This window comes from Rhodanobacter sp. FW021-MT20, from assembly GCF_041107475.1.
GTDB classification, from domain to species: domain Bacteria; phylum Pseudomonadota; class Gammaproteobacteria; order Xanthomonadales; family Rhodanobacteraceae; genus Rhodanobacter_A; species Rhodanobacter_A glycinis.
Genome location: NZ_JBGBPX010000012.1, coordinates 66,089 through 89,313, shown reverse-complemented (window position 1 = coordinate 89,313; position 23,225 = coordinate 66,089). Strand labels below are relative to the sequence as shown.

General features: G+C 66.4%; 19 protein-coding genes. 16 read left to right on the top strand and 3 right to left on the bottom strand.

What is annotated here, in order from left to right:
- Nucleotides 1-41: 41 nt before the first annotated feature.
- The 14 genes from rsmH (at nucleotide 42) to lpxC (ending at nucleotide 16,418) form a co-directional block, all read left to right on the top strand.
- Nucleotides 42-977 (top strand): 16S rRNA (cytosine(1402)-N(4))-methyltransferase RsmH, encoded by a 936-nt coding sequence (gene rsmH / locus AB7849_RS13420; protein ID WP_369501155.1) that lies wholly within the window; start codon nucleotides 42-44, stop codon nucleotides 975-977.
- Entirely contained in the window at nucleotides 974-1,246 is a 273-nt protein-coding gene (gene ftsL, locus AB7849_RS13415) for a cell division protein FtsL (RefSeq protein ID WP_008215947.1), read from the top strand. Before rsmH ends, ftsL begins: the two co-directional genes overlap by 4 nt.
- Nucleotides 1,243-3,063: a peptidoglycan D,D-transpeptidase FtsI family protein gene (locus tag AB7849_RS13410; RefSeq protein WP_008215945.1), complete on the top strand. Its 1,821-nt coding sequence runs from the start codon at nucleotides 1,243-1,245 to the stop codon at nucleotides 3,061-3,063. The genes ftsL and AB7849_RS13410 overlap by 4 nt, the downstream gene beginning before the upstream one ends.
- The gene (locus AB7849_RS13405; protein ID WP_369501153.1) at nucleotides 3,060-4,550 is read left to right on the top strand and encodes a UDP-N-acetylmuramoyl-L-alanyl-D-glutamate--2,6-diaminopimelate ligase; all 1,491 of its coding nucleotides are present in this window, start codon (nucleotides 3,060-3,062) and stop codon (nucleotides 4,548-4,550) included. Before AB7849_RS13410 ends, AB7849_RS13405 begins: the two co-directional genes overlap by 4 nt.
- On the top strand, nucleotides 4,547-5,917 hold the full coding sequence (locus AB7849_RS13400; protein WP_008208365.1) for a UDP-N-acetylmuramoyl-tripeptide--D-alanyl-D-alanine ligase: 1,371 nt from the start codon (nucleotides 4,547-4,549) through the stop codon (nucleotides 5,915-5,917). Before AB7849_RS13405 ends, AB7849_RS13400 begins: the two co-directional genes overlap by 4 nt.
- A complete protein-coding gene (mraY, locus tag AB7849_RS13395) occupies nucleotides 5,907-6,989 on the top strand; it encodes a phospho-N-acetylmuramoyl-pentapeptide-transferase (RefSeq protein ID WP_008208363.1) in 1,083 nt (360 codons plus the stop codon). The genes AB7849_RS13400 and mraY overlap by 11 nt, the downstream gene beginning before the upstream one ends.
- On the top strand, nucleotides 6,989-8,233 hold the full coding sequence (gene ftsW / locus AB7849_RS13390) for a putative lipid II flippase FtsW (protein WP_008208361.1): 1,245 nt from the start codon (nucleotides 6,989-6,991) through the stop codon (nucleotides 8,231-8,233). Before mraY ends, ftsW begins: the two co-directional genes overlap by 1 nt.
- Nucleotides 8,233-9,345, top strand: a complete 1,113-nt coding sequence (gene murG, locus AB7849_RS13385) for an undecaprenyldiphospho-muramoylpentapeptide beta-N-acetylglucosaminyltransferase (RefSeq protein ID WP_008208359.1) — start codon at nucleotides 8,233-8,235, stop codon at nucleotides 9,343-9,345. Before ftsW ends, murG begins: the two co-directional genes overlap by 1 nt.
- On the top strand, nucleotides 9,342-10,778 hold the full coding sequence (murC, locus tag AB7849_RS13380; protein WP_369501152.1) for a UDP-N-acetylmuramate--L-alanine ligase: 1,437 nt from the start codon (nucleotides 9,342-9,344) through the stop codon (nucleotides 10,776-10,778). Before murG ends, murC begins: the two co-directional genes overlap by 4 nt.
- Nucleotides 10,775-11,716: a D-alanine--D-alanine ligase gene (locus AB7849_RS13375; RefSeq protein ID WP_008212074.1), complete on the top strand. Its 942-nt coding sequence runs from the start codon at nucleotides 10,775-10,777 to the stop codon at nucleotides 11,714-11,716. Before murC ends, AB7849_RS13375 begins: the two co-directional genes overlap by 4 nt.
- Nucleotides 11,713-12,444, top strand: coding sequence for a cell division protein FtsQ/DivIB (locus AB7849_RS13370; protein ID WP_092704158.1), 732 nt, complete (start codon nucleotides 11,713-11,715; stop codon nucleotides 12,442-12,444). Before AB7849_RS13375 ends, AB7849_RS13370 begins: the two co-directional genes overlap by 4 nt.
- Before the next feature lie 14 nt (nucleotides 12,445-12,458).
- The gene (gene ftsA / locus AB7849_RS13365; RefSeq protein WP_008212079.1) at nucleotides 12,459-13,691 is read left to right on the top strand and encodes a cell division protein FtsA; all 1,233 of its coding nucleotides are present in this window, start codon (nucleotides 12,459-12,461) and stop codon (nucleotides 13,689-13,691) included.
- 145 nt (nucleotides 13,692-13,836) lie between these two features.
- The gene (gene ftsZ, locus AB7849_RS13360; RefSeq protein WP_008212081.1) at nucleotides 13,837-15,021 is read left to right on the top strand and encodes a cell division protein FtsZ; all 1,185 of its coding nucleotides are present in this window, start codon (nucleotides 13,837-13,839) and stop codon (nucleotides 15,019-15,021) included.
- A 482-nt stretch (nucleotides 15,022-15,503) separates the two neighbouring features.
- Nucleotides 15,504-16,418, top strand: a complete 915-nt coding sequence (lpxC, locus tag AB7849_RS13355) for a UDP-3-O-acyl-N-acetylglucosamine deacetylase (RefSeq protein ID WP_008212083.1) — start codon at nucleotides 15,504-15,506, stop codon at nucleotides 16,416-16,418.
- 228 nt (nucleotides 16,419-16,646) lie between these two features.
- Here the strand turns inward: lpxC and AB7849_RS13350 are convergent, their stop codons facing one another.
- Complete coding sequence (locus AB7849_RS13350) at nucleotides 16,647-17,105, bottom strand: DUF721 domain-containing protein (RefSeq protein WP_008212086.1); 459 nt, start codon at nucleotides 17,103-17,105, stop codon at nucleotides 16,647-16,649.
- A gap of 28 nt (nucleotides 17,106-17,133) precedes the next feature.
- On the opposite strand from AB7849_RS13350, the gene AB7849_RS13345 reads away from it, so the two are divergent.
- On the top strand, nucleotides 17,134-18,066 hold the full coding sequence (locus AB7849_RS13345) for a peptidoglycan DD-metalloendopeptidase family protein (protein WP_008212087.1): 933 nt from the start codon (nucleotides 17,134-17,136) through the stop codon (nucleotides 18,064-18,066).
- 349 nt (nucleotides 18,067-18,415) lie between these two features.
- Nucleotides 18,416-21,142: a preprotein translocase subunit SecA gene (gene secA, locus AB7849_RS13340; RefSeq protein ID WP_092704162.1), complete on the top strand. Its 2,727-nt coding sequence runs from the start codon at nucleotides 18,416-18,418 to the stop codon at nucleotides 21,140-21,142.
- Nucleotides 21,143-21,304: 162 nt separating this feature from the next.
- Here the strand turns inward: secA and AB7849_RS13335 are convergent, their stop codons facing one another.
- Nucleotides 21,305-22,084, bottom strand: coding sequence for a class I SAM-dependent methyltransferase (locus AB7849_RS13335; protein WP_008212089.1), 780 nt, complete (start codon nucleotides 22,082-22,084; stop codon nucleotides 21,305-21,307).
- Between the two features lie 278 nt (nucleotides 22,085-22,362).
- Nucleotides 22,363-23,214: a symmetrical bis(5'-nucleosyl)-tetraphosphatase gene (locus tag AB7849_RS13330; protein ID WP_008208825.1), complete on the bottom strand. Its 852-nt coding sequence runs from the start codon at nucleotides 23,212-23,214 to the stop codon at nucleotides 22,363-22,365.
- Between the last annotated feature and the right edge of the window lie 11 nt (nucleotides 23,215-23,225).

Here is a 23,225-nt window from a genome sequence, read left to right as displayed (position 1 = left end):
CGGTTGACGAAGAACACACGAGACGGGACGGGAGGTGCGGCATGGCCGAGTTGCGGCACATCCCGGTGATGCTGGATGAAGCGGTGGAGGGCCTCGCCGTGAAGGCAGGCGGGCGTTATCTCGATGGCACGTTTGGTCGCGGCGGTCACGCTCGCGCGGTGTTGTCGCGCCTGGGTCCCGACGGCCGCCTGTTGTTGATGGATCGCGACCCGCAGGCGATTGCCTGGGCGCGCGAAACGTTCGCGGGCGATCCGCGCGTGTCGATCCGCCATGCCAATTTCTCCAGCCTGGCCGAGTGGGACGAAACCGCCGCCGGGCTCGATGGCGTGCTGCTGGACCTGGGCGTGTCCTCGCCGCAGTTGGACGAGGCCGCGCGCGGCTTCAGCTTCATGGCCGATGCGCCGCTGGACATGCGCATGGACACCACCCAGGGCGAAAGCGCGGCGGATTTCCTGGCCCACGCCGACGAGCGCGAGATCGCCGACGTGTTGTGGGCCTTCGGCGACGAGCGCTTCAGCCGCAAGATCGCCCACGCCATCGTCGAACAGCGTGCCGAGGCGCCGATTACCCGCACCGGCGAGCTGGCCGCGCTGATCGAGCGCGTGGTCGGGCGGCGCGAGCCGGGCAAGCACCCGGCCACGCGCAGCTTCCAGGCTTTGCGTATCCGCGTGAATGGCGAGCTGGATGCGTTGCGCATCGGCCTCGACGCCGCCCTGGAGCGGCTCAAGCCCGGTGGCCGTCTGTCGGTCATCAGTTTCCACTCGCTGGAAGATCGCGCGGTGAAGCTGTTCATCCGCGACCATTCCGGCCGCGTGCAGGGCAGCCGGCGCGCGCCGCCGGTGGCGGCAAAGCCGGCCGAGCTGGCGGCAGTGGGCAAGGCGCAGTTTCCTTCCGATGCCGAGCTGGCGGTGAACCCGCGCGCCAGGTCGGCGGTGTTGCGGGTGGCGGAGCGGTTGTCCGCAGGCGGTGCCGCATGAGGCTGGTCGGCACGGCTTTGCTGCTGCTCCTGCTCGGCGCCGTGCTGTTCAGCGCGATTGGCGTGGTGTGGACGCGGCACCAGAGCCGCGCGCAGTTCGTGCAGCTGACCCAACTGCAAAACCAGCGCGATGCATTGAATATCGAATATGGCCGGCTCGAACTGGAGCAGGCCACCTGGGCCGAACCGCGCCGCATCGACAGCGAGGCGCGCAGTCGGCTGGGCATGCTGGCGCCACGCCCGCAGGACATCCGACTGGTGAGCCAATGAAGCGGCGCGAGCGCACTCCCGCCAAGTCCGCTGGTGGCCGTCGCCACGGCACGGGCCCCAGTGCGCGTCGCCGCATGCCGCTGGTCGTGGGTTTGCTGGTGCTGGCCTCGACGGGGCTGGTGGCGCGCGCGTTCGACCTGCAGGTAGTGCAGAAGCAGTTCTATCAGAACCAAGCCGATGCACGCTTCCTGCGTGAAGTGAAGATCCCGGTCTCGCGCGGCACCATTTTTGATCGCAACGGCGAGCCGCTGGCGGTGTCCACGCCGATGGTGTCGATCACCGCCGTGCCCGGCGAGGTGCTGGACAACGCCGACCGCATCCCGGCGTTGGCGCAAACCCTGGGCATCGACCCGGACCAGCTCAAGCAGTATCTGGAACGCCGCTCCACCCGCGAGTTTGCCTACCTGCGCCGGCAGATGAGCCCGGAGGCGGCCAAGGCCGTGCTGGCGCTGGATATCCCGGGCATCAACGGCCAGCGCGAATACAAGCGCTACTACCCATCGGGTGACGTCACCGCGCACGTGCTCGGTTTCACCAATATCGACGACCACGGCCAGGAAGGGCTGGAGCTGGCGTTCGACGGCTGGCTGGCCGGCAAGCCGGGCGCCAAGCGGGTGATCCGCGACCGCATGGGTCACACCGTGGAAGACGTGGAACAGGTGCGCGCACCGCAGCCGGGCAAGAGCCTCACGCTCAGCATCGACCGCCGCATCCAGTTCCTCGCCTACAGCGAGCTGAAGAGCCAAATCGAGAAAAGCCAGGCCGATTCCGGCTCGATGGTGATCCTCGACGTGGCCACCGGCGAGATCCTGGCCATGGTCAGCCTGCCCACCTTCAATCCGAACGCGGTGAACGACAGCACGCCCGCCGAGCGCCGAAACCGCGCCGTCACCGACGTGGTCGAGCCGGGTTCGACGATGAAGCCGTTCACCATGGCGGCGGGCCTGTCCAGCGGCAAGTACACGCCCACCACCCCCTTGATCGACACCGGCAAGGGCGTTTGGTACTTCCAGGGCCACAAGATTCGCGACGACACTGCCAACGGCATGCTCACGCCGACCGGCGTGCTGACCAAGTCCAGCAACATCGGCGCGGCCAAGATCTCGCTGTCGCTGGATACCAAGTTCGTCTACGAGACTTACCGGGCCTTCGGTTTCGGCAACAGCACCGAGAGCGGCTTTCCCGGTGAATCGTCCGGCTACCTGAAGATCGGGCGCGACTGGCGCCCGTTCGAGCAGGCGACGATGGCCTTCGGTTACGGCCTCAATCTGACCCCGCTGCAACTGGCCAATGGCTATGCCACGCTGGCCGATCACGGCGTGATGCACTCGCCCACTTTCATCAAGGGCGACGACAACCCGGCCCGGCAGATCGTGGCGCCGCAGGTGGCCGACGAAATCGTGAAGATGCTGGAGACCGTCACCGAGCCCGGCGGCACGGCCACGCGCGCGCAGATCGCCAACTACAGCGTGGCCGGCAAGACCGGTACCGCGCACCAGGCGACCGCCGGCGGCTATGCGAAGAACGCCTACAACGCGTTGTTCGCCGGCATCGTGCCGGCCACTCATCCGCGCCTGGTCGGCGTGGTGGTGATCAAGAATCCGCGCGTTGGCGGTTACTTCGGTGGCCTGGTCTCCGCGCCGGTGTTCCAGAAGGTGATGAGCGGCGCGCTGCGCCTGCTCGACGTGCCGCCGGACAACATCGGCCGCTGGTATGTCGGCGGCCCGAAGATGAGCAACGGCAGCCTGGTCGGCAATGCGCCGCCGCGTGATCCGGCCGGCGATGCCGCGGCCATGCGCGAAGGGGTTGCGCTGTGAACGCGCAGCGCATCGACCAGTTGCTGCACGGCATCGCCGATGTGGGCAAGCATGGCGATCTCGCCGTGACCGGCCTGAACCTGGATTCACGCCGCGTGCGCGAAGGTGATGCGTTCTTCGCCTTGCATGGCACGCGCGAACACGGCATCGCATTTGCCGCCGGCGCGGTGGCGCGCGGCGCGCGCGTCGTGCTGGCCGAAGCGCCGGCACGCGATCACGCGGTCGCGGGCGTGCCGGTGTTGTGGATCGAAAACCTGCATGTGTGGGTTGGCGAGATCGCCGCGCGTTTCTACGATCATCCCTCGTCGAAGCTGCGCGTGATTGGCGTCACCGGCACCAACGGCAAGACGTCCACCGTGCAACTGCTGGCGCAGGCACTGGCTTTTCTGGGTCATCGCGCGGCCACCATCGGCACGCTTGGCGCCGGCCTGCACGGCCAGTTGCGCGAGGGCGAGCGCACCACGCCGGACGCGATCAGCGTGCAGGGCCTGCTGGCCGACTTCCGCGATGCCGGCGCCAGCCACGTGGCGATGGAGGTGTCCTCGCACGCGCTGGACCAGGGCCGCGTGGCGGGCGTGGGTTTCGAGGTGGCAGCCTTCACCAACCTCACCCGCGACCATCTCGATTACCACGGCAGCATGGAAGCCTACGGCGCGGCCAAGGCGAAGCTGTTCGCGTGGCCGGGGCTGCAGGCGGCGGCGATCAATATCGACGACGCGTTCGGTCGCCAACTGGCGGCGCACTTGCCTGAAGGCGTGCGTGCACTGCGCCTGAGCGCGGCTGGTGATGCGACGGCCGACGTGGTCGCCGAGCAGGTGGTCACCTCGGCCGAAGGCATCGCCTTCGCGCTGCGCACGCCATGGGGTGCGCAGGCGGTTCGCAGCTCGCTGCTCGGTCGCTTCAACGTGGACAACCTGCTCGCCGTGGCGGCCTGCCTCGGTGCGCTGGGCGAACCGTTTGCACGGGTCGTGGCAGCGCTGGAATCGCTGCAGCCGATCAACGGCCGGATGAATCGCCTCGGCGGGCATGATGGGCTGCCGTTGGCGGTGGTCGATTACGCACACACCCCGGATGCGCTGGAGCAGGCGCTGACCGCCTTGCGCGCGCATTGCGACGGACGATTGATCTGCGTGTTCGGTTGCGGTGGCGAGCGCGACGCGGGCAAACGACCGCAGATGGGGGCGATCGCCGAACGTCTGGCCGACGTGGCGATCGTCACCGACGACAACCCGCGCGGCGAAGATGGCGACGTCATCGTGGCGCAGATCGTGGCCGGGCTGGCGCACCCGCAGCGGGTGCGCGTCGAGCGCGATCGTGCTGTGGCGATCCATGCGGCGCTGGGCATGGCGCGCCGCGGCGACGTGGTGCTGATCGCCGGCAAGGGCCACGAGACCTACCAGGAAGGCGCGGCCGGCAAGCGGCCGTTCGACGATCTCGCAGTGGCCCGCGAGGCGCTGGAACATTTCAACATGGAGCGGCACGCATGATGCGCCTGAGCGCCATCGCCCTGTGGACGCACGGCCAGCTGCTTGGCGCCGATGCCGACGTCGACGGCGTGGTCGCCATCGACACGCGCAAGCTCAGGCCCGGCGACCTGTTCGCCGCGTTCAAGGGCGAGCACGTGGATGGCCACGATTATCTGGACGAAGCGGCACGCCGCGGCGCATCGGCGGCGCTGGTCACGCGCAAGGTCGACAATCCGTTGCCGCAGGTATTGGTGGGCGACATGGAGGCGGCATTGGGCGATCTGGCCAGTGCGGTGCGCGCGCAGCGCGGTGCGCGGGTGATCGGCATTACCGGTTCCAACGGCAAGACCACGGTGAAGACGCTGACGGCGGCGATCCTGTCGCGGCATGGTCGCACCCACGTCAACAGCGGCAGCTTCAACAACGAGATCGGCCTGCCGCTGACCCTGTTGTCGATGCCGGTGGACGCCGAGTACGCGGTGCTGGAGATGGGCGCGGGCAAGCCGGGCGACATCGCCTATCTCGCTGCCATCGCACGGCCCGATATCGGCCTCGTGAATCTCATCGCGCCGGCGCATCTTGAGCGCATGGGCAGCGTGGAAGGCGTGGCCGAAACCAAGGGCGCGCTGTACCAGGCGTTGCCTGCGGACGGCGTGGCGATCATCAATGCAGACGACGCGTTTGCCGGCTTCTTTGCCGGGCTGGCCGGTTCGCGCCGGACGCTGCGCTTCGGCCTGGAGCACAAGGCCGACGTGGGCGCCGACATCGTCGAGCAGCGCGCGGATGGTTCGCTGTTCGTGTTGAGCACGCCGCACGGCGACGCCGAAGTGAACCTGTCGCTGCCGGGTCGGCACAACGTGGCCAATGCGCTGGCGGCGGCTTCGATCGCGCTGGCGCTGGATGTGCCACTGGACACCATCGTGGCGGGGCTGGAGCAGGCCGCGCCGGTGGTGGGGCGGTTGCGCCGGATCGACATGCCCGGTGGCTGGGTTCTGATCGACGACAGCTACAACGCCAATCCCAGCTCGATGGCCGCGGCGATCGACACGCTGGCCCTGGCCGCGGGCGAACGCTGGCTGGTGCTGGGCGACATGGCCGAGCTGGGTGCCGACGCGCGTGCCTTGCATGCCGGCGTGGGTACGCAGGCACGCGAACACGGCATCCAGCACCTGTTCGCAGTGGGCACCTTGAGCGCGGCGGCGGTCGAGGCATTCGGGGCGAACGGCGAACACTTCGCCGACAAGCCGTCGCTGATCGCTGCATTGCGGTCACGCCTGCATGCAGGCGTGACCTGTCTGGTCAAGGGCTCGCACTCGGCGGGCATGGAACAGGTGGTGGCCGAACTGGGCCAGCGCACCAACGGGGAGGGCGCCACCGATGTTGCTTGAACTGGCGGACTGGATGGCACGGCACTTCACCGCGCTGCACCTGTTCCAGTACATCACCTTCCGCACGATCATGGCCGCGTTGACCGCGCTGGCGATGTCGCTGCTGCTGGGCCCCATGCTGATTCGCAAACTGGCCGCGCTGAAGGCAGGCCAGGTGGTGCGCAGCGATGGTCCGCAGACGCACCTGGTCAAGGCGGGCACGCCGACCATGGGTGGCGTGATGATCCTGCTGGCGGTGGTGGTCTCCACGCTGTTGTGGGGCGATTTGCACAATCGCTATGTATGGACGGTGCTGGCGGTGCTGCTGGCGTTCGGCGCGATCGGTTTCTACGACGACTACAAGAAGCTGGTGTTGAAGGACAGCCGCGGGCTGGCCTCGCGCTGGAAATATTTCTGGCAGTCCGTGTTCGGCGTGGTGGCGGCGGTGTTCCTTTACCACGCCGCGATCCTGCCGGCGGAAACCGCGCTGTACGTGCCGCTGTTCAAGCACGTGGCGATTCCGCTCGGGTTGTTCTTCGTGGTGATCGCCTACTTCATGATCGTGGGCTTCTCCAACGCGGTGAATCTCACCGACGGTCTCGATGGCCTGGCGATCATGCCGACCGTGCTGGTATCCGGCGCGCTGGGCGTGTTCGCCTACCTGGCCGGCAACAAGGTGTTTTCCGAATACCTCGGCATCCCGTCGATTCCCGGCGCGGGCGAGTTGTCGATCGTGTGCGGCGCGCTGAGTGGCGCGGGGCTGGGCTTCCTCTGGTTCAACACGTATCCGGCGCAGGTGTTCATGGGCGACGTGGGTGCGCTGGCGATCGGTGCGGCGCTGGCCGCGATCGCGGTAATCGTGCGGCAGGAAATCGTGCTGATCGTGATGGGTGGCGTGTTCGTGCTGGAAACCGTCTCGGTGATGCTGCAGGTAGGCAGCTTCAAGCTCACCGGCAAGCGCGTGTTCCGCATGGCACCGATCCACCATCACTTCGAATTGAAGGGCTGGCCCGAACCCCGGGTGATCGTGCGCTTCTGGATCATCAGCGTGGTGCTGGTGCTTATCGGTCTTGCGACGCTGAAGGTGCGCTGATGGCGATCTTCGACACCACCCAGGCAAAACGCCGGCAAGGTCCGCGCGGGCAGTACGACTTGCTGTTGCTGGTCGCGCTGATCGGGCTGGCGTGTGTCGGCGTGGTGATGGTGGCGTCCAGTTCGATCGCGGTGGCCGACAGCCAGCACATCGGCGAGTTCTACTTCCTGAAGAAGCACCTGCTGTTCCTCACGCTGGGGCTGGTGGCCGCCGGCGTGGCGATGAAGACCGAGCTCAAGCTGCTGGAGAAGTTTGCCTTCCCGCTGCTGGCGCTGGCCTTCGCGCTGCTGTTGCTGGTGTTCATTCCGCACCTGGGCATGCGCATCAATGGCGCCAGTCGCTGGTTGAACATGGGCATCACCAGCTTCCAGCCGGTGGAGGCGGTGAAGCTGGTGCTGGTGATCTACATGGGCAGCTACCTGGTGCGCCATCGCGAGAGCGTGGAGACCCGCTTCCTGGGCCTGATCAAGCCGCTGATCGTGGCCGGTGGCATCGTCGGCCTGCTGCTGCTGCAGCCGGACTTCGGCTCGGCCATGCTGGTGATCGCGGTGACCATTGCCATGGTGTGGCTGGGCGGCGCGCGACCGATCTTCCTGTTCCTGATGGGGCTGCCGCTGATGCCGGCGCTGGTGATCGCGGCGACCAGCGAAAGCTATCGCATGAAGCGGCTCACCTCGTTCCTCGATCCGTGGAAAGACCCGTTCAACGACGGCTTCCAGCTGACCCAGTCGCTGATGGCGATCGGTCGCGGCGAGTGGACCGGCGTGGGCCTGGGTTCCAGCGTATTGAAGTTGTCCTACCTGCCCGAGGCGCACACCGATTTCATCTTCGCGGTGATCGGTGAAGAGTTGGGCCTGGCCGGAGTTCTTGCCGTGATGGCCCTGTTTGCGCTGGTGGTGGGGCGCGGTCTGTATCTCGGACTGAAAGGCGTGGACGTGGGCCAGCGCTTTGCGGGCTACGTGGCCTTCGGTATCTCGTTGATGATTGGCCTGCAGGCGATCGTGTCGATCGGCGTGAACTTGGGCGCACTGCCGACCAAGGGCCTGACCTTGCCGCTGATCAGCTACGGCGGTTCCTCGATGGTGCTGACGTGTGCGATGGCCGGCGTGCTGTTGCGCGCCACCTACGAGATCAATCGCGCGCTGGACGCGCGGCAGGGTTCGCATCGCGTGGCCGTGGCTGCCACGGCCACGGATGGTGTGGCCGCCGCCGCGCTGCCCGAACACGAAGCGGAGGCCGCGTAATGACGGCCGAACGCACGCCTGATACGACCACGCCCCGCATGGTGGACGGGCGCCCCGTACTGATCATGGCCGGCGGCACCGGTGGCCACATCTTCCCCGGCCTGGCCGTGGCCGACACCTTGCGTGCGCGTGGCGTGCCGGTGGCGTGGCTGGGTGCAGCCGGTGGCATGGAAACGAACGTGGTGCCGGCGCACGGCATCGCCTTGCACACCGTCGCGGTAGGCGGCTTGCGGGGCAAAGGCTGGAAAACCCGTTTGCTGGCGCCGCTGATGCTGGCGCGTGCACTGCTGGCCTCGCTGGCCGTGCTACGCAAGGTGAAGCCGCGCAGCGTGCTGTCGATGGGCGGCTATGTGGCCGGCCCCGGTGGCGTGGCGGCACGCCTGCTCGGTCGCCCGTTGCTGGTGCACGAACAGAATTGCGTGGCCGGCTATACCAATCGCAAGTTGGCCGCGCATGCGAAGCGCGTGTTGGCGGGTTTTGCCGAGGCGTTGCCGCAGGCCGAGTGGGTGGGCAATCCGGTACGCGAGACCATCGCCGCGTTGCCACCGCCGGACGAGCGCATGGCCGATCGGCACGGGGCCCCGCGCCTGCTGGTGCTCGGTGGCAGTCTCGGCGCGCGCGCGTTGAATCTCGCCGTGCCGGCGGCGCTGGCAAAGCTTCCACTGGCGGCTCGCCCGGAAGTCCTGCACCAGTGCGGCAACCGTGGCCTCGACGAGGCGCGCGAGGCTTATGCGAAGGCCGGCGTCGTGGCGCAGGTGGTGCCGTTCGTCGAGGACATGGCGGCCACCTACGGCTGGGCCGATCTGGCCGTGTGCCGCGCCGGCGCATTGACCATCGCGGAGCTGGCTGCGGCCGGCCTCGGCGCCGTACTGGTGCCGTTTCCGCATGCGGTGGACGACCACCAGACCCGCAATGCCGAGGCACTGGTGGCTGCCGGTGCGGCCGAATTGATCCAGGAACGTGATTTGAACATCGAACAACTGGCGCAGCGCCTTGCTGCGTTGCTGCACGATCGCGCGCAGCTGCGCGCCATGGCAAAAGCGGCGCGCACGCTGGCCAAGCCCCACGCGGCGGCGACCATCGCCAACGCCTGCCTGGAGGCCGCCGCATGAAGAGGCTGCTGGCGCACGAAGACCTGATGACCACCTTCAGTCGGGTGCATTTCATCGGCATCGGTGGCGTGGGCATGAGCGGCATCGCCGAAGTGCTGCACAACCTGGGTTATGCCGTGTCCGGTTCGGACAAGGCGAATTCGCCGACCGCGCAGCGACTGGCGGGCCTGGGCATCGACGTTCGCATCGGCCATGAAGCGGCGCACGTGGCAGGCGCCGAGGTGGTCGTCACGTCCAGCGCGATCAAGGCCGACAACCCCGAGTTGATGGCGGCGCGCGACGCGCGCATCCCGGTGATTCCGCGCGCGGAAATGCTCGGCGAGCTGATGCGCTTCCGTCGCGGCATCGCCATCGCCGGCACCCACGGCAAGACCACCACGACCAGCCTGGTCGCCAGCGTGCTGGCCGAGGCGAATTACGATCCCACGTTTGTCATCGGCGGCCAGCTCAACGCGGCCGGCGCCAATGCACGGCTGGGCACCGGGCAGTACCTGGTGGCCGAGGCGGACGAGTCCGATGGCTCGTTCCTGCTGCTGTCGCCGGTGATCGCCGCGATCACCAACATCGACGCGGATCACCTGGAGAACTACCACGGCGACTTCGCCGAGGTGAAGAAAGCCTTCGCCGATTTCCTGCACCGGCTGCCGTTCTACGGCCTGGCCGTGCTGTGCATCGACGACGCGGAAGTGGCCCGGCTGGCGCGGGACACCACGCGCCGGGTGATGACCTACGGCATCGAATCGACCGATGCCGACGTGCGCGCGCTGAACCTGCGCCAGTCCGGCTTCGAGATGCATTTCGACCTGCAATTGCCCGGTCGCGAGGAAACCTTGCCGGTGACGCTGAACCTGCCCGGCCGCCATAACGTGCTGAACGCGCTGGCCGCCGCCAGCATCGGCTGGCAACTCGGCGTGCAGCCCGAGGCGATCGCGCATGCGCTGGCGAGTTTCGAGGGTGTGGGCCGACGTTTCCATCGTCGCGGCGAACTGGCGCTGGATAAGGGCCACGTGCTGCTGGTGGACGATTACGGCCACCATCCCAGCGAGCTGGCGGCTGTGTTCGCCGCAGTGCGTGGCGGTTGGCCGGGCCGGCGCATGGTGGTGGGCTTCCAGCCGCATCGCTATAGCCGCACCCGCGACCTGATGGACGACTTCGCCAACGTGTTGGCCGAGGCCGACGTGCTGGTGCTCACCGACGTTTATCCGGCCGGCGAGGCGCCGATTGCCGGCGCCGACGGCCGCGCGCTGGCGCGTGCCGTGCGCGCGCGCGGCAAGGTCGACCCGGTGCTGGTGGAGCATCCGCGCGACCTGAAAGACACCTTGCCGGCGCTGTTGCGCGACGGCGATCTGCTGTTGTTGCTGGGCGCCGGCGACATCGGCGCCGCCGCCGTGGAGCTGGCCAAGGCCGGCGAACTGAGGACGAGCAAGCCATGAACCGGACGATCACCGATCCCGCACAGTTTGGCCGTGTCGCCGTGGTCATGGGCGGCAGCTCGACCGAGCGCGAGGTGTCGCTGGATTCCGGCCGCAACGTGCTGGCGGCGCTCAAGGCGCGCGGCGTGGATGCGCATGCCATCGACGGCATTCCCGCCTTGCTCGACGCGCTGCGTGCGGGGCATTTCGCGCGCGTGTTCAACATCCTGCACGGCCAGCACGGCGGTGGCGAGGATGGCGTGCTGCAAGGCGCGCTGGAGTCGCTCCACGTGCCGTATACCGGTTCGGGCGTGCTCGGCTCGGCACTGTCGATGGACAAGACGCGTTCCAAGCGCGTGTGGCAATCGCTGGGCCTGCCGACGCCGAAGTTCGTGGCCTTGCCGCGCGGCGCCGACGTGCACGCGGCTGCAGCCCAGGTGGGTTTTCCGCTGATCGTGAAGCCGGCCTGCGAAGGCTCCAGCGTGGGCGTAACCCGCGTGTTCGCCGAGAAGGATCTGGATGCCGCCGTCGAACTGGCGGCCCGCTACCCCGGCGACCTGCTGATGGAAACGCTGATCGAGGGCGACGAGCTGACCGTCGGCATCCTGGGTCGCGAGGTGCTGCCGTCCATCCATATCGTGCCCAAGGGCGCGTTCTACGATTACAACGCCAAGTACGTGGCCGAGGACACGTTGTATCTGTGCCCCGGCCAGGAAGGCGAGGCCGAGGCGGAGCTGCGTGGCCTGGCGCTGCGTGCGTTCGATGCGCTGGGCTGCTCCGGCTGGGGCCGCGTCGACGTGATGCGTGATCGCGCCGGTCGCAACTGGCTGCTGGAAGTGAACACCGCGCCGGGCATGACCTCACACTCGCTGGTGCCGAAGGCGGCCGCGGTCGCCGGCGTCGATTACCAGGCGCTGTGCTGGCGCGTGCTGGAAACCAGTTTCCGGGAGGGCGCATGAAGGGCCATGTCCGCCTTGCCGTCTGGTGCGTGGTCGTCGCGCTGGTGGCGCTGCCGATCGTCGGTGTGCTCAATGGCTGGTTCGCCGCCAGCCGCTGGCCGGTGACCAAGCTGACCATGCAGGCCTCGTTCAAGCATGTCGACGCGCAGCAGATTCGCGCGGCGATACTGCCACACCTCGGCAAGGGCTTCTTCGCGCTGGACCTGGGCGAAGTGCAGAAGGCCGTGGCAGCGTTGCCGTGGGTCGCCTCGGCGGAGGCCAGCAAACGCTGGCCCGATACCTTGCTGTTGCGGGTGTACGAACGCAAACCGTTCGCGCGCTGGAACGAGAAACAGTTGATCAGTCGCCAGGGCGTGGTGTTCAGCGTGCCGGAGGCGGCGTCCTATACCGCGCTGCCGGACTTGCGCGGCCCGGACGACCAGATGTCCGACGTGGTGGGTTTCTACGCCGATGCGTTGAAGGCGTTCGCCGGCACCGGGCTGAAGATCGCCGGAGTCACCCTCACGGACCGGGGCAGCTGGACGCTTGCCACCGCCGACGGCGCGCAGATCGTGCTTGGCGACCGCGCTCTGGCCGGTGCGCGCCTGCGCCGCTTCATCGACGCCTATCCGCAGGTGGTGGCCGGTCACACCGATCACTTCATCTACGCCGACCTTCGCTACACCAACGGCTTCGCCGTGCGCTGGCCAGAGCCGGCCGCAGCCGCCAAGACCGCCGCGCGCACGTGAGGACCTGAAGACCTATGAAATCGCGCAACGACAAACAACTGGTGGTAGGCCTCGACATCGGCACCTCGAAGGTGGTGGCGATCGTGGGCGAGTACGAGCCGGGCGAACCGATCGAAGTGATCGGCATCGGCACGCACATTTCGCGCGGCCTCAAGCGCGGTTCGGTGGTGGACATCGAATCGACCGTGCACTCGATCCAGCGCGCGGTGGAGGAAGCCGAGCTGATGGCCGGCTGCGACATCCGCTCGGTCTACGCCTCGATCTCCGGCAGCCATCTGGAAACCCGCAACTCGCACGGCACCGCGGCCATCCGCGATCGCGAAGTGACCCCCGGCGATCTGGAGCAGGTGCTGGAAGCGGCGAGTGCAGTGGCGATCCCGGCCGACCGCAAGGTGCTCTACAAGGAATCGCAGGAATACCGCATCGATGGTCAGGACGGCATCCGTTCGCCGGTGGGCATGAGCGGCGTGCGACTGGAAGCCACCGTGCACCTGGTCACCGGCGCGGCAGCGGCAGTGCAGAACATCAGCAAGTGCATCCAGCGCTGCGGCCTGTCGGTGGACGAACTGGTGCCCTCGGCGATTGCCAGCAGCAAGTCGGTATTGACCGACGACGAGCGCGAGCTGGGCGTATGCCTGGTCGACATCGGCGCTGGCACCACCGACATCGCGATCTACACGCAGGGATCGATCCGCCACACCAAGACGCTGCCGGTCGGTGGCGACCAGGTCACCAACGACATCGCCTATGGCGTGCATACGCCAACCGCGCATGCCGAGGAGATCAAGATCAAGTACGCCTGCGCGCTGGCCCAACTGGCGCATGCCGAGGAAACCATCCAGGTGCCCAGCGTGGGCGACCGACCGCCACGTCGGTTGGCGCGGCAGTCGCTGGCGCAGAGCGTGCAGGCGCGCTACGAGGAAATCTTCGAGATGGTGCAGGACGAACTGCGCCGTTCCGGTTACGACAGCCTGATCGCCGCCGGCATCGTGCTTACCGGCGGCGCCGCCCGCATGGAAGGCGCGCTGGAACTGGCCGAGGAAATCTTCCACAAGATGGTGCGCCTGGGCGTGCCGCAACACGTGAGCGGGCTGGGCGAGGTGGTGAGCAGTCCGCTGCATTCCACCGGCGTGGGCCTGCTGCTGCATGGCGCGCGTTCCGGCGGCATGCGTACCAGCGTGCCGATGGTCGGCAGCATGGGCGGCCTGGTCGGCCGCTGGCGCGACTGGATCACGCGGAATTTCTGACCGAGGGGGCGAACGCCCCACCGGTTGTTGCATCTGGCGGTGCAGGACGCATCGCCACGGGTGAAGGGAGTTCACCCACCACTGCGGGTCGACAGGAGTCGTTCCGCGGATAAAACGACAACGAAAGCTCTACGGAGGACGGGAAATGTTTGAACTGATCGAGTCAATGGCACCCAATGCAAACATCAAGGTCATCGGCGTGGGTGGTGGCGGCGGCAACGCCGTGGCGCACATGCTGAATGCCAATATCGAAGGCGTCGAATTCATCGTCGCCAACACCGACGCGCAGGCCATGAAGGGCTGCGGCAACCGCATGCACCTGCAACTGGGTGCGAATGTCACCAAGGGTCTCGGTGCCGGCGCCAATCCGGAGGTCGGCCGCCAGGCCGCGCTGGAAGATCGCGAGCGCATCGAGGAAATGCTGGAAGGCGCCGACATGGTGTTCATCACCTGCGGCATGGGTGGTGGTACCGGTACCGGCGCGGCGCCGGTGGTGGCCCAGCTGGCCAAGGAAAAGGGCATCCTCACCGTGGCCGTGGTCACCAAGCCGTTCCCGTTCGAGGGTCGCCGGCGCATGCAGGTGGCACTGAAGGGCATCGAGGACCTGTCCCAGCACGTCGATTCGCTGATCACCGTGCCGAACGAGAAGCTGCTGAGCGTGCTCGGTCGCGAAGTCACCCTGCTGAACGCCTTCAAGGCGGCCAACGACGTGCTGCAAGGCGCGGTGCAGGGCATCGCCGACCTGATCACGGCCCCGGGCCTGATCAACGTCGACTTTGCCGACGTGCGCACGGTGATGAGCGAGATGGGCCTGTCGATGATGGGTTCCGGCACCGCTCGCGGTGACGACCGTGCCCAGGCCGCGGCCGAGGCGGCGATCAACAACCCGCTGCTGGAAGACGTCAACCTGAATGGCGCGTGCGGCATCCTGGTCAACGTCACTGCCGGTCCGAACCTCACCATGCGCGAGTTCGACGAGATCGGCCGGGTCATCCACGACTTCGCCAGCGAAGACGCCACCGTGGTGATCGGCACCTCGCTGGATCCGGAACTGAAGGACGATGTGCGCGTCACCGTGGTGGCCACGGGCCTCAACCGGGCCGCAGTCCGTCAGCCGGTGCGTCCGGTGAGCACGCAGGCACAGGAAGTCACCATGCGTGCGCGTCCGCGCCCGATGGTGTTGCGCACGGGTACCGGTAACGAGGTCGTGGATTACGCGCAGCCGGAAGTGGTGGCCAGCAGTCCGCGGACCGAGGCACCGGCCAAGAGCGCCGACCCGGGCTTCGACTATCTGGACATTCCAGCGTTCCTGCGTCGCCAGGCTGACTGAACGGAGAACACATTTATTGAACGAAAGCCGGAGTGGTCGGTCTCTACAACCCAGTGCGATGACTCCGGGGCGATGAGCCCGGGATGGATTCGACGCCATCGTGTACCGGTGGCATGGCATGTACGACCTTGGCCGGCGGATGGCTTTGCGGGCGAGCCCGCGAAATTTGTGTGAATGCGAGTAGACGGTGCGCCGGGATGGCGCAAGACAGGGGGATCGGGCCAGGGATGTGGTCTCCGATCCGTCCGAGGACTCCGTGGCCGGCATCCCGTCCTGGCCCGGAGTCCTCGCGTCGATTCGCAAGTGCTTGGTCGGACTGACGTACTTGCCCGAATCGAAATGCGAATGAATCGCGTTATTCGATGAAAGGAAGATGAAGGCTTCAACAGACTGTACGGTACGGTTTGCTTTCTCACAGGTTAAGACTGTGTTAGCATCCGTCCCCTGATTGGCTGCTGCCTCTCTAATAGGTACCAACAACAATGATCAAGCAGCGTACGCTCAAGAACATCATCCGGGCCACCGGCGTCGGTCTGCATACCGGCGACAAGGTTTACATGACCCTGCGTCCGGCCGCACCGAACACGGGCATCGTGTTTCGACGCACGGACCTCAACCCGCCGGTCGACATCTACGCGCGTCCGGACAACGTGGGCGATACGCGTTTGTCCACCACGTTGAGCAACGGCGATGTGCGCGTCTCCACGGTCGAGCATCTGCTCTCGGCGATGGCGGGTCTGGGCATCGACAATGCCTACGTCGACCTGTCGGCGCCGGAAGTGCCGATCATGGATGGCAGCGCGGGCCCCTTCGTGTTCCTGCTTCAGTCCGCCGGCATCGAGGAACAGCCGGTGGCCAAGCGCTTCATCCGCATCAAGAAGCCGGTGAAAGTGCAGGAAGGCGACAAGTGGGCCAGCTTCGAGCCGTTCGAGGGCTTCAAGGTCGGCTTCTCGATCGAGTTCAACCACCCGATCATCTCCAAGCGCACCTCGCGTGCCGAGATCGATTTCTCCACCACCTCCTTCGTCAAGGAAGTGAGTCGCGCGCGTACCTTCGGTTTCATGCGTGACATCGAGATGCTGCGCGAACACAACCTGGCGCTGGGCGGCTCAATGGACAACGCCGTGGTGCTGGACGACTACCGCGTGCTCAACGAGGACGGCCTGCGTTACGAGGACGAGTTCGTCAAGCACAAGATCCTCGATGCGATCGGCGATCTCTACCTGCTGGGCCACAGTCTGATCGGCGCCTACAACGCGCACAAGTCCGGCCACGAGCTCAACAACAAGCTGCTGCGCACGCTGATGGCCGATGCCACGGCGTGGGAAGAAGTCAGCTACCAGGACGATCCGGCCACCGCGCCGATCTCCTATGCCCATCCGGCCCAAGCGATCTGAATCTTCCGCCCGGGTTATGACAAAGAGCCGCGCCGCAGGGTGCGGCTCTTTCGTTTTGTGATGGGCGTCACATTTGGTCTGCATGGGTGTTCACGCTGTGAACACGGCCAGGGCGGGCGCTCCGACAGGTCCATGGTATAAACCCGGGGTCGGTTTCGACGGCAGGTGCCCTCGAAACAGTCACCCCGACGCACCTTCCGCGGTCAGGACGGCGTATCGGGCCAGGATCTAAGCGGTTTCGGCGACGGACGCCAGTTCCAGGAACAGTGCCCGCAGTTCGGGGTCTGGGATCGATGCCGCGGCGGCCTTCAAGTGAAGTCCGGCTGCGGCCGAAAGCGGTTTTGATTGTTCCGGTTCAATGGCAGCCGGAGGAAGGGGGGCCACTTTCACGACGATCGAGCCGGCATGCACGCCAATGGCGTGGGCCGTGGCGAGGATTTGCGTCTGTTGCAGGCGCAGACGCGACGCCCAGGCCGGCGAGGTCGCCAGGAAAACAAGGCGGTCGTCACGCCTTTGCGCGAATCTGACCTGTTCGCGCAAAGGTGACGGCAACGTCTGGCGCAGGGCGCGGTCCAATGCATCCAGCTCACCGGCTTTTCGGGCCAGTGCAGCGAACGGACCACACTCGGCGATGGGCTTGAGCCCATCGCCGGTGCGGCGGGAAGCATTGGGTTCGTTGCGCTGCATGGGGGCAGACAAATCGATGTGGAAAGATATGCAAATCATACTCGTCTCACGTGCCAGGAAGGTGCCGAAAACACTGGATCTGGCCGATCGACGGCTGCGTTGGCGGCTGTTGGGCATGGCGGCGGCAGCGGTGCTGGGCTGTGCCAGCCTGGGCGCTGGCGTGGCGCTGGCCGTGGCCAGTCCGCGTGGCCAGGCGCTGGCGCAGATCAAGCACCTGCGCCAGCAGGTGAAACAGCAGGACAGCCAACTGGGCGACATGCGCAAGGACGCCCAGCGTCAACTTGATGCGCTGGCCGTGAAACTGGGCCAGCTGCAGGCGCAATCGACCCGGCTCAATGCGCTGGGCGAGCGACTGGCCCAGGTCGGCAAGCTCGACAACGGCGAGTTCAATTTCGACCAGGCGCCGCCGGTCGGCGGTGTCGAGGACGTGACGGGAGGCGGCTACATGCTGCCGCAGGCGCTGGGATCGAGCATCGACCAGCTGGCCACCCAGTTCGATACCCAGCAGGCGCAGCTTTCCGCGCTGCAGAGCCTGCTGCTCAACGCGCGCATCGATTCCGATCTGAAACCCACCGGGATGCCGGTCTCCGGCGGCTACATTTCGTCCTATTTCGGCATGCGGCCGGACCCGTTCAATGGCCGCGTCTCGCTGCATTCCGGGCTGGACATCGCGGTGCCCTACGGCACGCCGGTGCACGCCGTGGCCGAAGGCATGGTGACCTTTGCCGGGGTGCGTCGCGGTTACGGCAACGTGGTGGAAATCGACCACGGCAATGGCTACATGACCCGTTACGCTCACAACAGCAAGCTGCTGGTGCATCCGGGCGAGCGAGTGCGGGTAGGGCAGGCGATCTCCAGGGCCGGCTCCACCGGGCGCTCGACCGGTCCGCACGTGCATTTCGAGGTCTGGTACAAGGGTCGCGTGGTCAATCCGCTGGCCTATGTGCGCAGCCATCGCTGAGCAGATGCCGCCTTGGAACGCGGGCGGTAGCACTCATCCGGTCTGCGAAGCCTGCCGCGCAACACATGTTTCCGCCGCTGCCTGCCCCGTGGAACTGCCATGGGGCGGCGAACCGTCGATAATCTGCCCGTGCATGGCAGGCTTTTCGCCTCGAATGGTTCGACCATCCTCGCTCCCGACCTTGAAACTTCGCCGGCGCGTCGCCACTCCAAGTCAGGTCGGGCGATGGTGTGGGGGCGTCGTCACGGATCCCTCGTTTGGGATAGCCGACCGACCCTAGTATCATCACCCCTTTGTCCAGTCGGGATTTTCCCGGCGGGTCACTCCTGTCTCCTGATCCGGAAGATCGATGTTCAATCGTGCCCTGACGAGCGTTTTTGGTAGCCGTAACGAACGTGTGCTGCGCCAGCTCTCCAAGACTGTCGCGCGCATCAATGCGCTCGAACCCGAGTTCGAGAAACTCAGCGACGACGAGCTACGCGGCAAGACCGAGGAATTCAAGCAGCGCATCGCCGGTGGCGAGTCGTTGAACAAGGTCCTGCCGGAAGCGTTTGCGGTGGTGCGCGAGGGCGCCAAGCGCGTGCTGGGCATGCGCCACTACGACGTGCAGATGATCGGCGGCATGGTGCTGCACCAGGGCAAGATCGCCGAGATGCGCACCGGCGAGGGCAAGACCCTGGTCGGTACGCTGCCGGTGTACCTGAATGCGCTGGAAGGCAAGGGCGTGCACGTGGTCACCGTGAACGACTACCTGGCCCGCCGCGACTCGGCGCAGATGGGCAAGCTGTACAACTTCCTCGGCCTGACCGTGGACGTGGTGTGGCCGGGCATGGATCACGCCGACAAGCATGCTGCCTACGCCGCCGACATCACCTACGGCACCAACAACGAATTCGGCTTCGATTACCTGCGCGACAACATGGCGCTCTCCAAGGACCAGCGCTACCAGCGCGGCCTGCACTACGCCATCGTCGACGAGGTGGACTCGATCCTGATCGACGAGGCGCGCACGCCGCTGATCATCTCCGGGCCGGCCGAGGATTCGCCGCAGCTTTACCTGGCGGTGAACAAGGTGGTGCCCCGCCTGGTGCGTCAGCAGGAAGAGGACGGCGCCGGCGACTACTGGGTCGACGAAAAGCAGAAGCAGGTGCATCTGTCCGAAGAGGGCATGCAGCATGCTGATGAGCTGTTGCGCGAAGCGAAGGTGATCGACGTCGACAGCGGCCTGTACGACTCGAAGAACCTTGCCATCGTCCACCACCTGAATGCCGCGCTGCGTGCCAACGCGATCTACCAGCGCGACGTGGACTACATCGTGCGCGACGGCGAGGTCATCATCGTCGACGAATTCACCGGCCGCACGCTGGCGGGTCGACGCTGGTCCGATGGCCTGCACCAGGCGGTCGAGGCGAAGGAAGGCGTATCGATCCAGCGCGAGAACCAGACCCTGGCCACGGTGACGTTCCAGAACCTGTTCCGCATGTACAAGAAGCTGTCCGGCATGACCGGCACGGCCGACACCGAGGCGTTCGAGTTCCAGAGCATCTACGGCCTGGAAGTGGTGGTGATTCCCACCCACAAGCCGATGATCCGCAAGGACAACCCGGACATGGTGTTCCTCGGCCAGGAGCAGAAGTACAAGGCGGTGATCGCCGACATCCAGGATTGCCACAAGCGCGGCCAGCCGGTGCTGGTGGGTACCGCCTCGATCGACGTCTCCGAATTGCTGGCCGAGCTGCTGACCAAGGCAAAGGTGCCGCACGAGGTGCTGAACGCCAAGCAGCATGAGCGCGAGGCGCAGATCGTGGCCCAGGCCGGCGCGCCCGGCGCGGTCACCATCGCCACCAACATGGCCGGTCGCGGTACCGACATCGTGCTCGGCGGCAGCCTGGAAGCGGCGTTGGCGGCGCTGCCGGAAGATGCCAGCGACGTCGACCGCGCCCGCGTCAAGGCCGAATGGAAGAAGCTGCACGAACAGGTGCTGGCTGCCGGCGGCCTGCATATCGTGGGCACCGAGCGGCACGAGTCGCGGCGTATCGACAATCAGTTGCGCGGACGTTCCGGTCGCCAGGGCGATCCGGGCTCCTCGCGCTTCTACCTGTCGCTGCAGGACAACCTGCTGCGCATCTTCGGCGGCGAAGGGCTGGTGCGCTGGATGAAGCGCTTCGGCATGAAGGAAGACGACGCGCTGGAAGACAAGATGATCAGCCGTCAGATCGAGAAGGCGCAGCGCAAGGTCGAACAGCACAACTTCGACATCCGCAAGAACCTGCTCGAATACGACGACGTTGCCAACGACCAGCGCAAGGTCATCTACAACCAGCGCGACGAACTGCTGGAAGAGGACGACGTCTCGGCCACCGTCGCGGATATCCGCGAGGACGTGGTGACCCAGCTGGTGCGCGGCCATGTGCCCGCCGACAGCATTGACGACCAGTGGGACATTGCCGGGCTGGACCGCGAACTGGAGAGCGAGTACGGCATCACCGCCGATCTGAAGCACTGGATCGAGCAGCACTCCGAGATCGATGCGGACGGCATCCTCGAGCACGTGCGCGGTCTGATGGACGACTTGTTCCGCGCCAAGGAAGAGCAGATCGGCGCCGAAAGCATGCGCCAGCTCGAGAAGCACATCATGCTGAGCGTGGTCGACAACGCCTGGAAGGAACACCTGGCGAGCATGGATTACCTGCGCCAGGGCATCTACCTGCGCGGTTACGCCCAGGTGGACCCGAAGCAGGCGTTCAAGAGCGAGTCGTTCGAACTGTTCGCGCAGATGCTCGACCGCATCAAGCATGAGCTGATCCAGATGCTGGCGCGCATCCGCATTCGCAGCGAGGAAGAAGTCGCCGCGATGGAAGCCGAGCAGCAGCGCATGGCCGAACGCCTGCAGCGCCAGATGCAAGCCAGTGGCGGCGGTGCACCGGTCGGTGCGCTGGGTGCCGATGCCGGGATGCAGGCTGCGTCATCGATGGCGCCACCGGCCGTTGCCAGCGGCCCCAAGGTGGGGCGCAACGATCCGTGCCCGTGCGGCTCCGGCAAGAAGTACAAGCACTGCCACGGCCAGTTGGCCTGACGTCAAGCGTGAGTAGAGAGATAAAGCAGGAGTGAGTGGAGAGAAGTGAGGAGTGGGAGAGAGCGCGAACGTGCAGTTTTTTTCCTCACTCCCGCCCACTCGCTCCGATCATGAAGAGTGAGAGCGAAGCGGCGCTTTCTCTCACTTCTCGCTCCTCAATCTTCACTCCCCGCTCTTGCGTGCGGTGAACATCGCTGACTCCAGTTTGAAGTCCAGCGTGGCCGGATCGACGGCGTAGTACTGCTTCACTTCATCCGGGGCATTCGCGAGTAGATGTCGCGCCGCGGCTTCCAGTACCGGCGGCGTGCGCATGCGCGCCAGCCAGCTGTTGACGTCGATGTCCAGTCGCCAATCCTGCTCGTCGGTGAGCTCGAAACCGGCGGTGGCCAGCATGTCGCGCCACTCGGCCCGGCTGTAGTCGCGTACGTGCGAGACGTCGCGCAACACTTCCAGTGATTGCAGGTGGGTGTCGAGCAATGCCGCCCCCACGCCTTGCGGACCCACGACATCGATCATGCAAAGCTGGCCGCCCGGCTTGAGCACGCGTGCAACTTCGCGCAGGGCAGCCGCCGGATCGGTCCAGTGGTGGGCGCTGTAGCGGCTGGCGACCAACGCGAAGCTGGCATCGGCGAACGGCAACCGTTCGGCTGGCCCCTGGCGGGTGCGAATCGAGCCCAGCCCTCGCGTGGCGGCCGCCGCGGCGACCACGTCGAGCATGTCTGTGGAGAGGTCGTAGGCCACCAGTTCGGTGACATGCGGCGCCATGGCGAAGCTGGCGTGACCGGCACCGCAGCCGAGATCGAGGACGGTCGCGCCGGCGGCAAACCGTTCGGCCATGTCGCCGAGCTGCTGCAGGTCCTTGCCTTGCGCATGGACCGTGCTGGTCAGGTAAGCCTGTGCCTGCGCGCCAAACTGCTGCGCGACCGTGCCTTGGTGTTCCATCGTGGGAGGCTCCTCGGGTGGGGAGCGATCAACCTAGCATGGCGGTGGCGGCACGCCTCAACGCCGGAAGAAATGTCATAAGAGCCTGGCCGAGGTTCTTCCGTAGCGAGCGCACCTACCCGCAGCTTCGCCGAAGCCGTGTAGGAGCGCACCCTGTGCGCGAATGCTTTTCGCTCCGGTCAAGCGCCAGAGCATTCGCGCACAGGGTGCGCTCCTACGCCGCCGCCGCCGCCGCCGCCGTTGCCACGCCGCGATCGGGGCGTGCCGGAAAAGCCCGCTCAGTCACCGCCACCCGGCGGACGCTTGCGGTGGGGCTCGGCGTCGACGGTGATGTATTGCGGTTCCTCGCCGTCCAGGCGCAGTGCCGTCAGCTTGCCGCCCCAGACGCAACCGGTGTCGATCGCATGCACGCCCAGACCGGCGAAGCGGCCCAGTGCCGACCAGTGGCCGCAGACGATGCGGGTGTCGCGTCGACGCATGCCGGGCACCTCGAACCACGGATACATGCCGGGCTTTTGCGTGCCCGGTGTGCCCTTGCCCTCGAAGTCGATGCGGCCGTTGACGTCGCAGTAGCGCATGCGGGTGAGCGTGTTGATGGTGGCGCGCAGGCGCTCGATGCCCTGCAGGCGGTTGTTCCACGCGGCGGGGCGGTTGCCGAACAGGTTTTTCAGCAGACGGCCCCGGCGCGGGCTGGACAGCTCGCGCTCCACTTCCAGCGCGCAGCGTTGCGCCTGCTTGAGCGTCCAGATGGGCGCGAGGCCGGCGTGGATCATCGTCCAGCCCAGCGTCTCGTCGTGGTGCAGCAGCTTCTGGCTGCGCAGCCAGTCGAACAACACTGGCGCGTCCTCGGCGAACAGCACTTCGCGCAGCTCCGGGTTCACCCGGGCTTGTGCGTCGGGCTTGCGTTCGGCGATGGCGAGCAGGCTGAGGTCGTGGTTGCCCAGAGTCACCACGCTGGATTCGCGCAGCTCGTGGATCAGTCGCAAAGTATCCAGCGAGCGGCCGCCACGATTGATCAGGTCGCCGCAGAACCACAGGCGATCGGCTGCGGGGTCGAAGCGCAGCTTTTCCAGCAGGCGCTGCAGTTCCGGGTAGCAGCCCTGGACGTCTCCGATCGCGTAGGTGGCCATGTCAGTCCGCT